This window comes from Tabrizicola sp. (assembly GCF_034366665.1).
Taxonomy (GTDB): Bacteria; Pseudomonadota; Alphaproteobacteria; order Rhodobacterales; family Rhodobacteraceae; genus Tabrizicola.
The window spans coordinates 20,138-33,699 of record NZ_JAXMMF010000122.1; the positions used below are offsets into that span (position 1 = coordinate 20,138).

14 protein-coding genes are annotated in these 13,562 nt (G+C 67.0%); 8 read left to right on the forward strand and 6 right to left on the reverse strand.

From position 1 onward, the window contains the following. Positions 1–65: 65 nt before the first annotated feature. From leuC to U1E69_RS17435, 5 genes are all read left to right on the forward strand, one after another. Positions 66–1,484, forward strand: a complete 1,419-nt coding sequence (gene leuC / locus U1E69_RS17415; RefSeq protein WP_322245688.1) for a 3-isopropylmalate dehydratase large subunit — start codon at positions 66–68, stop codon at positions 1,482–1,484. A gap of 7 nt (positions 1,485–1,491) precedes the next feature. Next, positions 1,492–2,229, forward strand: coding sequence for a DUF3800 domain-containing protein (locus tag U1E69_RS17420; protein WP_322245689.1), 738 nt, complete (start codon positions 1,492–1,494; stop codon positions 2,227–2,229). A gap of 168 nt (positions 2,230–2,397) precedes the next feature. Continuing rightward, a complete protein-coding gene (locus tag U1E69_RS17425; RefSeq protein ID WP_322245690.1) occupies positions 2,398–3,726 on the forward strand; it encodes a glycosyltransferase family 4 protein in 1,329 nt (442 codons plus the stop codon). A 45-nt stretch (positions 3,727–3,771) separates the two neighbouring features. Next, the gene (gene leuD / locus U1E69_RS17430; RefSeq protein ID WP_322245691.1) at positions 3,772–4,377 is read left to right on the forward strand and encodes a 3-isopropylmalate dehydratase small subunit; all 606 of its coding nucleotides are present in this window, start codon (positions 3,772–3,774) and stop codon (positions 4,375–4,377) included. An 81-nt stretch (positions 4,378–4,458) separates the two neighbouring features. Beyond that, on the forward strand, positions 4,459–5,775 hold the full coding sequence (locus U1E69_RS17435; protein WP_322245692.1) for an MFS transporter: 1,317 nt from the start codon (positions 4,459–4,461) through the stop codon (positions 5,773–5,775). On the opposite strand, the gene U1E69_RS17440 is transcribed toward U1E69_RS17435, so the two are convergent. Continuing rightward, positions 5,772–7,343, reverse strand: a complete 1,572-nt coding sequence (locus U1E69_RS17440; protein WP_322245693.1) for a cisplatin damage response ATP-dependent DNA ligase — start codon at positions 7,341–7,343, stop codon at positions 5,772–5,774. The genes U1E69_RS17435 and U1E69_RS17440 overlap by 4 nt on opposite strands. After that, positions 7,340–8,338, reverse strand: coding sequence for a ligase-associated DNA damage response exonuclease (locus U1E69_RS17445; RefSeq protein WP_322245694.1), 999 nt, complete (start codon positions 8,336–8,338; stop codon positions 7,340–7,342). Before U1E69_RS17445 ends, U1E69_RS17440 begins: the two co-directional genes overlap by 4 nt. Before the next feature lie 149 nt (positions 8,339–8,487). On the opposite strand from U1E69_RS17445, the gene U1E69_RS17450 reads away from it, so the two are divergent. Beyond that, complete coding sequence (locus U1E69_RS17450; protein WP_322245695.1) at positions 8,488–8,652, forward strand: hypothetical protein; 165 nt, start codon at positions 8,488–8,490, stop codon at positions 8,650–8,652. On the opposite strand, the gene U1E69_RS17455 is transcribed toward U1E69_RS17450, so the two are convergent. The 3 genes from U1E69_RS17455 to U1E69_RS17465 are packed head-to-tail and all read right to left on the reverse strand — an operon-like array spanning position 8,649 to position 11,668. Next, complete coding sequence (locus tag U1E69_RS17455) at positions 8,649–10,406, reverse strand: alpha-amylase family glycosyl hydrolase (RefSeq protein WP_322245696.1); 1,758 nt, start codon at positions 10,404–10,406, stop codon at positions 8,649–8,651. The genes U1E69_RS17450 and U1E69_RS17455 overlap by 4 nt on opposite strands. Before the next feature lie 20 nt (positions 10,407–10,426). Beyond that, positions 10,427–11,383, reverse strand: a complete 957-nt coding sequence (locus U1E69_RS17460; RefSeq protein ID WP_322245697.1) for a TIGR03885 family FMN-dependent LLM class oxidoreductase — start codon at positions 11,381–11,383, stop codon at positions 10,427–10,429. 48 nt (positions 11,384–11,431) lie between these two features. Next, positions 11,432–11,668 carry a DUF2934 domain-containing protein gene (locus tag U1E69_RS17465; RefSeq protein WP_322245698.1) on the reverse strand — a complete coding sequence of 79 codons (237 nt, stop codon included), beginning with the start codon at positions 11,666–11,668 and terminating at the stop codon, positions 11,432–11,434. Between the two features lie 160 nt (positions 11,669–11,828). Between U1E69_RS17465 and U1E69_RS17470 the strand changes: the two genes are divergently transcribed. Both U1E69_RS17470 and U1E69_RS17475 read left to right on the forward strand, forming a co-directional pair. Further along, positions 11,829–12,986 carry a fumarylacetoacetate hydrolase family protein gene (locus U1E69_RS17470; protein WP_322245699.1) on the forward strand — a complete coding sequence of 386 codons (1,158 nt, stop codon included), beginning with the start codon at positions 11,829–11,831 and terminating at the stop codon, positions 12,984–12,986. Between the two features lie 60 nt (positions 12,987–13,046). After that, positions 13,047–13,253, forward strand: a complete 207-nt coding sequence (locus U1E69_RS17475) for a hypothetical protein (protein ID WP_322245700.1) — start codon at positions 13,047–13,049, stop codon at positions 13,251–13,253. A 57-nt stretch (positions 13,254–13,310) separates the two neighbouring features. Here U1E69_RS17475 and U1E69_RS17480 read toward each other — a convergent pair whose 3' ends face one another. Beyond that, positions 13,311–13,502, reverse strand: coding sequence for a hypothetical protein (locus U1E69_RS17480; RefSeq protein ID WP_322245701.1), 192 nt, complete (start codon positions 13,500–13,502; stop codon positions 13,311–13,313). Positions 13,503–13,562 lie beyond the last annotated feature (60 nt).

The following is a 13,562-nucleotide window of genomic DNA, read 5'->3' on the forward strand; positions in this document are numbered from 1 at the left end:
CTTCGCCGTCCCGCGCGCCCGCGCCGTTTCGCCTATCCAGCCATCCCAAGACACAGGTGAGAGCCATGACCGCTCCGCGTACGCTTTACGACAAGATCTGGGACGACCATGTCGTCCATCAGGCCGAGGATGGCACCTGCCTCCTCTACATCGACCGGCATCTGGTCCACGAAGTGACCAGCCCCCAGGCGTTCGAGGGCCTGCGGATGACGGGCCGCAAGGTGCGCAGCCCGGAGAAGACCATCGCGGTGCCGGACCACAACGTGCCCACCACGAAGGGCCGGGAAAACCCCGACCAGATGCCCGAGGAAAGCCGTATCCAGGTCGCGGCGCTGGACAAGAACGCCAAGGATTTCGGGATCAACTACTACCCCGTGTCCGACATCCGCCAGGGCATCGTCCACATCGTCGGGCCGGAGCAGGGCTGGACCCTGCCGGGCATGACGGTGGTCTGCGGTGACAGCCACACCGCGACGCATGGTGCGTTCGGCTCGTTGGCCCACGGGATCGGCACGTCCGAGGTGGAACATGTGCTGGCCACCCAGACGCTGATCCAGCGCAAGGGCAAGAACATGAAGGTCGAGATCACCGGGTCGCTTCGTCCCGGCGTCACGGCCAAGGACATCACCCTGTCCGTCATCGGTGAGACCGGGACGGCGGGCGGCACGGGCTATGTCATCGAATACTGCGGCCAGGCGATCCGCGAGCTGTCGATGGAAGGCCGGATGACGGTCTGCAACATGGCGATCGAGGGCGGCGCTCGGGCCGGTCTGATCGCGCCGGACGAGAAGACCTTCGCCTATGTCATGGGCCGCCCGCATGCCCCGAAAGGGGCGAAGTGGGAAGCGGCTCTGGCCTACTGGAAGACGCTTTACACCGACGAAGGCGCGCATTTCGACAAGGTGGTGACCATCCGTGGCGAGGACATCGCGCCGGTCGTGACCTGGGGCACCTCGCCCGAGGACGTGCTGCCGATCACTGGGGTTGTCCCGGCACCGGAGAGCTTCTCGGGTGGCAAGGTCGATGCGGCGCAGCGGTCGCTGGATTACATGGGCCTGACGCCGGGCCAGAAGCTGACCGACATCCAGATCGACACCGTCTTCATCGGGTCCTGCACCAACGGCCGGATCGAGGACCTGCGGGCGGCTGCAGCGATCCTGAAGGGCAAGAAGATCAAGGTGAAGCGCGCGATGGTCGTGCCGGGTTCGGGGCTTGTGCGCGCCCAGGCCGAGGAAGAGGGTCTGGCGCAGATCTTCATCGATGCGGGGATGGAGTGGCGGCTTGCCGGTTGTTCCATGTGCCTGGCGATGAACCCCGACCAGCTGGCCCCGGGCGAGCGCTGCGCGGCGACCTCGAACCGCAACTTCGAGGGCCGTCAGGGCCGTGGCGGCCGCACCCACCTGATGTCTCCCGCGATGGCGGCTGCGGCGGCGATCACCGGCCACCTCACCGACGTGCGCGAGCTGATGGGCGAGACGGTGTAGGGTTTGCATGTCCGCGTTCAGCGAGTACATCGTTTATGCTGACGAAAGCGGCTCTCCGGTACTGGGTGCCGACGCGAATGACTTTCCAGTGTTTGTGCTAGTATTTCTGATCGTGAAGAAATCGTACTATGCTCAGGAGGTCGTCCCGAAGATCCAGCAGTTGAAGTTCGACTTCGTCGGACACGATCAACTGATCCTTCATGAACGCGACATACGGCGTCAGTCCGGTGCTTTCGCGTTCCTGCAGGTCTCAGAAGAGAAGCGTGCAGAGTTCATGGGACGACTTTCATCGATCATGGACGCTGCCGAGTTCCAGCTATGTTGCGCCATCATCGACAAGTCAAAACTTGCTGAAAAGTACGCGGACCCTTGGAGCCCATACGACTTGGCTCTCACCTTCTGCATCGAGAAGACGGCAAAGACTCTCCGAGAAGCGGGAGAGGAGGACACAGAAGTGAACGTGATATTCGAAGCGCGAGGTCCGAGGGAAGATCATCACCTTGAACTCGAATTTAGAAGAATTGTCGGTGGCCAGCCCAAGATTGGGAAAGCCCTTCCGGTCGTTCAGCGTTTCAGGTGGGTACCCCGTTTTGTAGACAAGAGGTCGAACTCAACCGGTCTGCAACTTGCCGATCTCGCTGCTCGTCCTCTGGGCCTCGAATACATGCGACCGACGCAAGACAATCGCGCCGTAAAGATTCTGCGGCAGAAAATGGTGTTCCCACACCCAAAGTGCTTCCCATGAAAAGCAGAAGGGCCCCCGAGCAAGCCCAGAAGCCCAACGCCGACCGAAAAACTCCAGCCCATTTGCACACCATATGTGACCTCTGGGCGTTAAAGTCAACCTAACGAGACCTGCAGTGTACAAGCTTACCTCCCCAATCGAAGCTGTAGAGATGACAGGCGAACGCGCTTGATCGATTCGGTCTTAGCCACAAAACACACCACCAGCGGGGCCGCGCGTCGGCCCCGCGTTCTGGTCATTGCCGAGGCGGCGAACCCCGAATGGGTCTCGGTCCCGCTGATCGGATGGTCCTTGGCCGAGGCGCTGCGTGGGGTGGCGGATGTCCATCTGGTGACGCAGGTCCGCAACCGCGATGCCATTCTGCGGGCGGGCTGGGTCGAAGGGCGGGATTTCACCGCCATCGATACCGAGGCGCTGGCCGCCCCGGCCTGGAAGCTGTCCCAGGTGTTGCGGATGGGCGAAAGCCGGGGCTGGACGGTCGTGCAGGCTGTCAGCAGCCTGACCTATCCCTGGTTCGAGCGGAAAGTCTGGAACGCCTTCGGCGCTGCGCTGAAGCGCGGCGATTATGACCTGGTCCACCGCATCACGCCGCTGTCGCCTGCCGCCTCCGGCCCCCTGGCGGTGCAGTGCCGCAAGGCCGGGGTGCCCTTCGTCCTGGGTCCCTTGAACGGCGGTGTACCTTGGCCCAAGGGCTTCGAGGCCGAACAGAAGCAGGAAGGCGAGTGGCTGAGCCGGGCCCGTGGCCTCTTGCGCGTCTTCCCCGGTCGCCGCCGGATGCTGCAGGCCTGCAGTGCGATCCTGTACGCCTCGAAATTCACGCGCAAGGACATCCCCGAGGCGCTGGCGGACCGCGCCATCTATCTGCCGGAAAACGCCATCGACCCGGCCCGCTTCTTCCGCCAGGCCACGCCTGAACCCGGCAGTCTGAAGGCCTGCTTCATCGGACGCTTTGTGCCCCTGAAGGGCCTTGGCATGCTGATCGAGGCCGCGCGGCCCCTGGTCGAGGCCGGAAAGCTGGAGCTGCATCTGGTCGGCGACGGCCCGCTGACCCCGGTTCTGAAAGAGCAGGCCAAGGGCCTGACGGGCGTGCATTTCCACGGCTGGTTGAAGCACGAACAGGTGCAGGACGTGGCGGCGGGCTGCCATGTCCTTGCCTTCCCCTCGATCCGCGAGTTTGGCGGTGGCGCGGTGCTGGAGGGGATGGCGCTGGGCCTGGCCCCCTTGGTCGTCGACTATGGCGGTCCGGCCGACCTGGTGACGCCGGAAACCGGGATCAAGATCCCGCTTGCCACCCGCGAAGAGATGACGCTGGCGCTGCGCGAGGCGCTGGAGCGGATGGCAGCCGACCCCGCACAGACCGCGCGGATGGGCCAGGCCTCGCGCCAGCGGGTCACCGACCTTTTCACCTGGCCCCGCCGGGCCGAGCAGATCCTGACCATCTACGACTGGGTCCTGGGCCGCCGCCCGACCCGCCCCGAACCGATCACCTCACGCTAAGACCCACACCGGCCCGCAGCCCGGGCCAAGACGAAGGCAGACGACATGGAAAAGTTCACCACTCTTACCGGCGTTGCGGCTCCGATGCCGCTGGTCAACATCGACACCGACATGATCATCCCCAAGCAGTTCCTGAAGACCATCCAGCGGTCGGGCCTGGGCAAGAACCTGTTCGACGAGATGCGCTATACCCCCGACGGTAAGGAAATCCCGGACTTTGTCCTGAACCAGCCCGCCTACCGCAATGCCGAGATCATCGTCGCCGGTGACAACTTCGGCTGTGGGTCCAGCCGTGAGCACGCGCCCTGGGCGCTTTTGGATTTCGGTGTGCGCTGCGTGATTTCCACCAGCTTTGCGGACATCTTCTTCAACAACTGCTTCAAGAACGGCATCCTGCCCGTGGTCCTGCCACAGGACGCGGTGGATCACCTGATGGACGACGCCCGAAAGGGGGCCAATGCCCGCATCACCATCGATCTGGAAAGCCAGACCGTCACCGCTTCGGACGGCAAGACATTTGCCTTCGAGGTTGACCAGTTCAAGAAGCACTGCCTGTTGAACGGGCTGGACGACATCGGCCTGACGCTGGAGAAGGCCGCCTCGATCGACGCCTACGAGGCGAAGAACGCCACACTCCGTCCCTGGGCGTAAGCCTTGCGGCGCGAAGGCCCGGTCTGATGGCCGGGCCTTTGGCATTGCGCTGCGGCGCTGCGGGGGACTAACGTTCCGCCGATGCTTTCACCCTTGTCCAATCCGATCTTCCGCCGGCTTTTCGCTGCGCAGGCCGTGGCGCTGACCGGCACGGGCCTGGCCACGGTGGCGCTGGGTTTGCTGGCCTTTGACTTGGCCGGGGACAACGCGGGGGCGGTGCTTGGGACAGCACTTGCGATCAAGATGGTGGCCTATGTCACCCTGGCCCCATTGGCCGCCGCGCTGGCCGTCCGCCTGCCGCGGCGGGCCTTCCTGGTGGCGCTGGACCTGATCCGCGCCGTGGTGGTCTGCGCCCTGCCGTTCGTCGATCAGGTCTGGCAGGTCTACGTGCTGATCTTCCTGCTGCAAGCCGCGTCCGCCGGGTTCACACCCGCCTTCCAAGCGACGATCCCCGAAGTGCTGCCCGCCGAGAAGGACTACACCGAGGCCCTGTCCCTGATGCGGCTGGCCGAGGACATGGAGCAGATCGCCTCGCCCCTGATTGCCGCCGCGCTGCTGACGGTGGTCTCGTTCCCGGTGCTGTTCGCGGGGACGGTCGCGGGGTTCGTGCTGTCGGCGGCGCTGGTCGGCACGTCGCGCCTGCCGGCCCGGGCGCCCGTCGCTGCCGAGCCGTTTCTGGCCTCGGCCACGCGCGGGCTGCGCATCTATGCCGCTACGCCCCGCCTGCGGGGCCTGCTGGCGCTGGAGGCGGCCGTCGCGGCCACGGGAGCGATGGTCTATGTGAACACCGTGGTTCTGGTGGAGACCCGGCTTGATCTAGGCGCGCCGCAGGTGGCGCTGGCCTTTGCCGGGTTCGGGGCCGGGTCGATCGTGGCAGCACTTCTGCTTCCCCGGATTCTGGAGCGGCTGGAGGACCGGCCAGTGATGCTGGCTGGGGCCGGGCTGATGATCCTGTCGGTTGCCCTCCTGCCGCTGATCGGCGGGTTGACGGGGCTGGTCGCGCTTTGGGCGCTGGCGGGTTTCGGCTTTTCGCTGACGCAGACGCCGATCGGACGCATCCTGAACCGTTCAGCGGACGAGGCCGACCGCCCCGCGCTTTTCGCCGCGCAGTTCGCGCTGAGCCATGCCTGCTGGCTGGTGACCTATCCGCTGGCGGGCTGGCTTGGCGCGCTGGCGGGGCTGTCCACCGTGGCGCTGGTGCTGGCCGCTGTCGGTGCTGTGGCGCTGGTCCTGACCTTGCGGCTTTGGCCCGCCCGCGACCCCGAGACGCTGGCGCATGACCACCCCGAGCTTGCCCCGGGCCACCCGCATCTGGTGGCGCATGGGCAGACAGGAGCGCACCGGCACCGCTTCGTCGTCGACGCGTTGCACCAGCGCTGGCCCAATCCGGCGCGCTAGGTTTCCCGGTCCAGCATCGCCTGCAAGGTGGACAGATGGTCCGCCTCGGCCGCAGGTTTGTCGTCGCGGATGCGGTTGATCCTTGGAAAGCGCATGGCGACGCCGGACTTGTGCCGGGTGGAGCGGTTCAGCCCTTCGAACGCCACCTCCACCACCTTGGTCCGCGCCACGGATCGGACCGAGCCGAAGCGTTCCACCGTGTTGTTGCGGACAAAGCGGTCGAGGTCCTTCAGCTCGGCATCGGTGAAGCCGAAATAGGCCTTGCCGACCGGGACAAGTTCATCGCCGTTCCAGACGCCGAAGGTGAAGTCGGAATAGTAGCCCGACCGCTTGCCATGCCCGCGCTGGGCGTACAGCAAGACCGCGTCGATGAGGTGCGGGTCGCGTTTCCACTTGAACCACGGACCCTTCATCCGCCCCGCGAGATACGGACTGTCGCGCCGCTTGATCATCACGCCTTCGATCACCGTTGCGGGCGGGTTCAGGCGCAGGGCGGCCAGGTCGTCCCAGGTCTGGAAGTCCAGTTCCGGGGAGAGGTCGATGCGCGGCCCCAGCGGCGCCACGGCCTTGGTCAGCACCGCGCGGCGCGTGTCATAGGGCTGGTCGCGCAGATCGCTCCCCTCCCAGATCAGCACGTCGTAAAGCCGCAGGCCCGCGGGGTGGCTGCGCAGCATGGCGGGGGTCACGGTCTTGCGGTTCAACCGCTGCTGGAGGTCGCCGAAGCTGGCGATCTCGGCATCACGCCGCACCAGAAGTTCGCCGTCCAGAGTCCCGTCAAAATCCATCAGGTCGACGATGTCGGGGAAGGCGGCGCTGATGTCTTCCCCGGTCCGGGAATACAGCCGCCGGGTCCCGCCATCGCTGACTGCCTGGATGCGGATGCCGTCCCATTTCCATTCGGCGGCATAGGCGGTGGGGTCCAGAGCTGACAGCTGGTCAAGGTCGGTGGGGGTGGACAGCATGACGGGGCGGAACGGCGCGCGGGCGGCGGCTTCGGGGCGCGGGGCGGTGCCTGCGGCCCAGGCGAAGAGGTCCAGGTAGGGCGGCGAAAGGGCGTGCCAGATCTCTTCGACCTCGGACACTGGGAGGGTGGCCCAGGTGGCAAAGGCGGTGCGCGCGAGGCGGGCCGAGACGCCGACCCGCAGCGCGCCGGTCGCCAGCTTCAGGTAGGCGTAGCGTTCCGACGGGCCAAGGCTGTCCAGCCGAGCGGTGATCAGCGCGGGAAGGCGGGTCTTGGGCGTGGTGGCAAGTTCCTCGACCACCTCGGACAGGGGCGGGTCGGACCGGGTGCCTTCGGGCCAGATCAGGGCGATCGTCTCGGCCAGGTCGCCGACAAAGTCGTAGCTGGCGGCAAAAAGCTGAGCATCTACTCGCGTTTCGGTCAAGCCGCGCAAGAGGCTGGGGGTGACCTGCCGCAGCTTCAGGTCGCCGGTGATCGCGGCCAGCATCAGCCCGCGCTGGGGGTCGGGACTGTCGGTAAAGGCTTGCATTAGAAGCCTTTCCTTGCCCAGCCGTTGCGGTGTGAAGGCCAGGCGTTCCAGCAGGGTGGCGAAGGCGGCAAGGCTCATTCCGCTTCGTCCTCGTAGCCGATCAGGTGCAGGGGGCGGGCCTTGCGCTGCTGAAGCTCGCACCAGCGCATCAGGGCGTCTTCGCGACCGTGGGTGATCCAGACCTCGGCGGGGTTCAGCTCGGTGATCGTGGCGGTGAGGTGTGGCCAGTCGACGTGGTCCGAGAGGATCAGCGGCAGTTCGACGCCGCGCTGGCGGGCGCGGGCGCGGACCTGCATCCAGCCCGACGCGAAAGAGATCACCGGATCGGGAAACCGCTGCGCCCAGGTGGCGGCGAAGGCGGACGGGGGCGCGATGACGATGGCCCCCGCGAAGTCGGCCTTGGTCCCCCGGGTCGCAGGGCGCAGGTCGCCAAGGTCGATGCCTTCCGCGATGTGGTAGTCGCACAGCCGCTGCAACGCGCCGTGGATGTAGATCGGCGCATCCCATCCCGCCTGCCGCAACGCCCCGATCACCCGCTGCGCCTTGCCCAGGGCGTAGGCCCCGATCAGGTGCGACCGTTCGGGGAAGGCCGCGACGGACGCCAGCAGGCGGGCGATTTCCACCTGTGGAGGGGGGTGGCGGAAGACCGGCAGGGCAAAAGTCGCCTCGGTCACGAAGATGTCGCAGGGGACGGGCTCGAAGGGCGCGCAGGTGGGGGTGGGGACACGGGCATAGTCGCCGGAAAACACGATGCGGCACCCCCGCGCCTCGACCGCGATCTGGGCCGAGCCAAGGACATGGCCCGCCGGGTGAAAGCTCACTTTCGCCTCGCCCAGCGTCACCGGGCCGTCATAGGCCTGGCGACTGCCCGCGAAATCCTCGCCATAGCGGATGGCCATGATGTCCAGCGTCTGCCGGGTGGCCAAAACTGCGCCGTGGCCGGGGCGGGCGTGGTCGGAGTGCCCATGCGTGATCAGCGCGCGGGGGACCGGGCGCAGCGGGTCGATGAAGAAATCCCCCGCCGGGCAGTAAAGCCCTTCGGGACGGGGCAGAAGAAGCGGCTCGCGCGCCATGCATGGGTCCTGACTGGCTGTCCCAGTGATATGTGGCACCAACGCCGTTGTCCAAGTCGGGATCCGGTGCGGGGAACAATGGCCGGGCAGCCGCGTTGCAGGGTCATGGGTCCGGGTTACGGGCCGCGAAACTGCAAAGGAGATTTGCAATGGACGAACGTACCCTTGGGGCCATCGTGTTCCTGATCCTGCTGGCCATTTCCGTGGTCGGCCTCTTCTGGTCCTCGCGCCAGGCCGACCGGCTGGATGGCGAGCGTCGCCAGCGCACGACGCTGGTGCGCGAGGATGGCACGATGGTCGGAAACCGGCTTTAAGCCAGCCGTCCCAACCGGAACCGGGGCGTTCCCGCCTGGCCCAGCTGGTAAAGCGGCTGGTAGCCCGGCGGGGGCTCCGGTTCCGGGTTGCCCAGGTCGAAGGCGATGTCGGCTTGCAGCGTGCCGTCCCGGAAATGCCACAGCGCGGTCAGGCCGCGCTTGCCCAGCGGGGTGATCTGGAACTCGCGGCGGCGGCCAGAGCGGAACAGCGGGAGGAGTTGCTCCCGCCGCAGGTCCAGGACCGTCCGGGTCACCTCCAGCCACAGTGCGGCATCGCCGGGTTCGGGCGTCGCATAGGGCCAGGCCAGGCTAAGGGTCGCGGGGTCGAAGGGGTCGATCATGTCCTGACCCTTGCCGGGCAAGTCCTCGAACTGCTTGACGCGCCCGTCGCGCATCTTCGTGGCAATCTTGCCGGTATAGTCCGCAAACCACGGAAACGGTCGGCGCGAGCCGATCTCTTCGCCCATGAAGATCAGCGGGGTATAGGGTGCCGACAGCAGGAACGCATGGGCGACCAGCGCCCGGTCGGCCCCGATCAGCGAGATCAGCCTTTCGCCTTTCGGCCGGTTTCCGGCGTGGTCATGGTTGAGGTTGAAGTTGACAAAGCAGTGCGGCGGCAGGTGGCCTGAGGGTTCGCCCTTGCTTTGGCCCGCCGCGCGCGGCTGGCCCTGCAGCGTCTGCCCGTCGCGCAAGGCAAGACGCAGGTCGGCGCCGGGGTCCTTTACGAAAGCCTTGTAGTAGCCGAAGCTTTCCCCGGTCAGCAGCACATGCAGCGCGTGGTGGTAGTCGTCATCCCAGGTGGCATCAAAGAGCCCCGCTGCGGGATCATACCAGCCGACGGTGTTCGAGCTGTCCTCGGCCACCAGGTGGATAGGGCGGCCGAAGTCGGTCTGGCGAATGGTCTGGGCCAGTTCGACCACCACATGCGGGTCGGAGGGGTCCTCCATGGAATGGACCGCATCAAGGCGCAGGCCGTCGAAGCCGTAGGCGTGCAACCAGTGCAGCGCGCAGCCGATGACATAGGCGCGGACCTCGGGGCGGCGGAAGTCGATCTTGCGGCCCCAGTCGTTGCTGTCGTCCAGGAAGAACTCGGGGCAGAGCTGTTCCAGATTGGCGCCTTTGGGGCCGAAGTGGTTGAAGACGACGTCCAGATAGACCGAAAGGCCCAGCCGGTGCGCTGCGTCCACCAGGGCCACCAGATCCTCGGGCGGGCCGTAGGTGTGCTGGGGTGCCCAGGGCAGGACGCTGTCGTATCCCCAGCCGCGCGTGCCGGGGAACTGGCCCAGGGGCATGATCTCGATGGCGGTGATCCCGATGTCCGCCAGCCGTTTGAGGTTCGGCGAGTGGGCGGCGGCCCGGAACGTGCCCTCGGGGGTGAAGCTGCCGATGTGCAGCTCGCAGATGACGCTTTCGTCGAAGGGTCGTGCCGGGCTGGCGGTTGCGCCGCCGCCGAAGCGGGACGGGTCGCGCAGGATCGACCAGCCTTCGACCCCTGCCTCTTGGTGCAGCGAGGCCGGGTCGGCGAAGGGCGCGCCGGTGGTCGAGAAGGCATAGCGCGTGCCCTCGGCGGCCTGGACCCGGGCGCGGTGAACGCCATCCGCCCCGCGCAGCATCGGCAGCGGCACCGCGTCGCCGAGGTGCAGCGTCAGGCTGTCGGTCGAAGGCGCCCAGAGGGCGATGTCCCAGCGGCCCGGACCTGCGGGACGCGCGCCCCAGACTTGAGGGGTGATGGAAGTTTCGTCGCGTGTGTGCATGTCTTGTCGCTTTGGGAGGTTCAGAAAAGGTCCGGCAGGACGTGGGCACCGAAGGCGTCGATGAAGGCCTCCTGGTTCCGCCCCACGCAGTGCAGGTGGACCGTCGCGTCCAGCGCGGCCAGAGCTGCGATGTCGGCGGTGTGGCGGCCCAGGTCCTCCGAGATCGGCAGGCGGTCCATCAGCGCCGCTTCCGAGGCGGCATCCGACGCGGTGTCAAAGTCGGCGGGCCGCCGCAGGTCCCACATCGCCTCGCCGCCCAGGACCGCGTGGCGCCACTGGTGCATCGCCTCGGCCAGCGCGGTTGCGCGGTCTGGGGCCCAGGACAGGGCGTGCTGGATGTGGACGGGTTTGCCCGCCCCGCCATTGTCGCGGAAGGCCCGCAGGACCGGGGCGACGTTTTCGACCTTGCCGCCTACGGTCAGCAGGCCGTCGGTCCAAGTGGCGACCTTGGCGGCGGTCTCCTTGCTGACGGCGGCGGCGTAAAGCGGCATCCGCGCGTCGGGCCGCGAGTAAAGCTTTGCCCCAATTACCGTCACCCGGCCCCGGTGGGTCACCTCTTCGCCGTCGAAGAGCGCGCGGATGATCTGGGCACATTCCGCCAGCCGCGCGTTGCGTTCGGGCTTGTCGGGCCAGGGCAGGCCGGTCATCGCCTCGTTGATCGCCTCGCCGCTGCCAAGCGCCAGCCAGAAGCGGCCGGGGAACATCTCGGCAAGTGTCGCGGCGGCCTGGGCCAGGACGGCGGGATGTGTGCGGTACCCCGGCGCGGCGATGGACCCGAAGGGCAGATCGCAAGCCTGCATCGCCGCCCCAAGCCAGGCCCAGGAGAACCCGGACTGGCCTTGCCGTTCGCTCCACGGGTGGAAGTGGTCCGAGCATTTGATCGCCGCGAACCCGGCCTCTTGCGCGCTGCGGCACAGGGTCAACAGGCGGGACGGGGCAAACTGTTCGTGCGAGGCGTGAAATCCGATCTGCGCCACGGTCAGGCACGTCCTGCAAAAAGGAAGGTAACCGGAGTCATGAAACCCTCAGGCCCTGCGCCGCGAACGGCCCGACGGCGCATCGCCGGTCGGCGCGATGTCGTGCAGTTCGGCCGTGCTGGCGTTGCGGGCCTCGGGCAGGTCCTGACCCTCGGTGCCGCTGAACAGTTCGGCTTCGGCCTGCTGCCAGTGGCGTTCGGCGCAGCCGTCGGGGCAGCCGTCGGCCTCCCACAGGCTGTAGGCGCGTGCGCGAATTTGGTCTTCAGGGGCGCGGGGCGTGTCCATCGGGTGCTCCATCCTGTGGGCGTGGGGTCATCGTCGGATGCACCAACTGCGGGGGCGGCAAAATGTTCCTGCGGAAAGCCACAGCGGCACATCATCTTCCCGACGGTTGCCCTGCCCTGATGCGGGGTCTATCGTCCCGCCCGGCCAAGGAGGACGACCGATGCAGCTAGCCGCCCATGACGTGCTACCCACCGATGCAGCCCAGGCGATCCTGGTGGGTCGTGTCTGGTCCGAGACGGCGGGTGGTCCCTGCCCGGTCCTGGTGCGGGGCGGGCGGTGTCTGGACCTGACCTCGCTTGCCGCAACCGTCTCGGGCCTGATGGAGATCGACGGGCTGGCGAAGCGGCTGGCGCAGGCCGAGGGGTTGGCGGACCTGGGGTCGGTCGAGGATGCGCTTGCCGGGCGGGGGCTGACGCTGCTTGCCCCCATCGACCTGCAGGCGGTCAAGGCGGCGGGCGTCACCTTTGCCGACAGCATGGTGGAACGGGTGATCGAAGAGCAGGCCAAGGGCGACAGCGGCCGTGCGCAAGCGATCCGCGACCGGCTTGCCCCGGTGATCGGCGACAGCCTGAAGGGCGTGCCCGCCGGGTCGGAAAAGGCGCAGGAGGTGAAGCGGGTGCTGCAGGACCTGGGCCTTTGGTCGCAGTATCTTGAGGTGGGCATCGGCCCCGACGCCGAGATCTTCACCAAGGCGCAGCCGATGGCCTCGGTCGGGTGCGGGGCGGATGTGGGCATCCACCCGATTTCCGAATGGAACAACCCCGAGCCCGAGGTGGTGCTGGTGGTCCGATCCGACGGGACGGTCGTGGGGGCGACGCTGGGCAACGACGTGAACCTGCGGGATGTCGAGGGACGGTCGGCACTGCTCTTGGGCAAGGCCAAGGACAACAACGCCTCTTGCGCGGTGGGGCCGTTCCTGCGGCTGTTCCACGGCGACTTCGACATGGCGGCGCTGGAAGCGGTGAAGGTCTCGCTGAGGGTGACGGGCGAGGACGGGTTCGAGATGACCGGCGAAAGCGCGATGGCTGCGATCAGCCGCACGCCCACGGACCTGGCGCGGCAGCTTCTGAACCGCAATCACCAGTATCCCGATGGGGCGGTGCTGTTCCTGGGCACGATGTTCGCCCCGGTCAAAGATCGGCGCGGCGTGGGGCAGGGCTTCACGCATGAAGTGGGCGATGTGGTCGAGATCGCGACCCCGCGTCTGGGCCGTCTGGTCAACCGCGTGCTGCGCACCGATGCCTGTCCGGAGTGGACCTTTGGCACCCGGGCGCTGCTGCGGAACCTGGCGGCCCGGGGGCTGGCCGACAAGGTATAAGGGAACTTCGCCCGGGACTGCGGGTTTACCGTCCTTGAAACCGAGTCAGGGAGAAAGCCGATGTCCGCCCCTCATACCAACATGGAAACCCAGAAACGCCGGCACAGGGGTCCGCTGATCGGCATGGCGCTGGTGGTGATCTTCGGGGTCGCGCTGATCGTCTACTGGCAGTTCGAAGAGGCCGCGCAGGGCAATTCGCCCACGCCCGACACGGTTGAGGCCGACACTGGCACCGAACCGGCCGCCACTCCGGTCGCCGAGGAGTAGATGAGGCGAAGCCCGGCCGTTGGGCCGGGCTTGCCGTCACGCCAGCTATGACGTCGATCAGCGCTGCTGACCCTTCGGGTTGGTCTGCTGCTGCTGGCCGCCCTGGCCAGCCTGACCACCCTGCTGGGTCTTGTTCTGGCCGCCCTGGTTGTCCTGCTGGCCACCCTTCTGGCCCTGCTGGTTCTGCTGGCCTTGCTGACCCTGCTGGCCTTTCTGGCCCTCTTGCGATTTGTTCTGGTTGTTCGCCATCGGTCTTCTCGTGTTGCAGTGGGACCGCCGGTGCAAGGCGGCTGGACAAGGTGAACCGGC

Coding starts and splice junctions, on each gene's coding strand:
- U1E69_RS17445 (WP_322245694.1), bottom strand. CDS start 8,338: ATGGCGCGCGAGCCGCTTCTTCTGCCCCGTCCCGAAGGGCTTTACTGC.
- U1E69_RS17475 (WP_322245700.1), top strand. CDS start 13,047: ATGTCCGCCCCTCATACCAACATGGAAACCCAGAAACGCCGGCACAGG.
- U1E69_RS17455 (WP_322245696.1), bottom strand. CDS start 10,406: ATGCACACACGCGACGAAACTTCCATCACCCCTCAAGTCTGGGGCGCG.
- U1E69_RS17435 (WP_322245692.1), top strand. CDS start 4,459: ATGCTTTCACCCTTGTCCAATCCGATCTTCCGCCGGCTTTTCGCTGCG.
- U1E69_RS17440 (WP_322245693.1), bottom strand. CDS start 7,343: ATGAGCCTTGCCGCCTTCGCCACCCTGCTGGAACGCCTGGCCTTCACA.
- leuD (WP_322245691.1), top strand. CDS start 3,772: ATGGAAAAGTTCACCACTCTTACCGGCGTTGCGGCTCCGATGCCGCTG.
- U1E69_RS17480 (WP_322245701.1), bottom strand. CDS start 13,502: ATGGCGAACAACCAGAACAAATCGCAAGAGGGCCAGAAAGGCCAGCAG.
- U1E69_RS17465 (WP_322245698.1), bottom strand. CDS start 11,668: ATGGACACGCCCCGCGCCCCTGAAGACCAAATTCGCGCACGCGCCTAC.
- U1E69_RS17420 (WP_322245689.1), top strand. CDS start 1,492: ATGTCCGCGTTCAGCGAGTACATCGTTTATGCTGACGAAAGCGGCTCT.
- U1E69_RS17450 (WP_322245695.1), top strand. CDS start 8,488: ATGGACGAACGTACCCTTGGGGCCATCGTGTTCCTGATCCTGCTGGCC.
- U1E69_RS17470 (WP_322245699.1), top strand. CDS start 11,829: ATGCAGCTAGCCGCCCATGACGTGCTACCCACCGATGCAGCCCAGGCG.
- leuC (WP_322245688.1), top strand. CDS start 66: ATGACCGCTCCGCGTACGCTTTACGACAAGATCTGGGACGACCATGTC.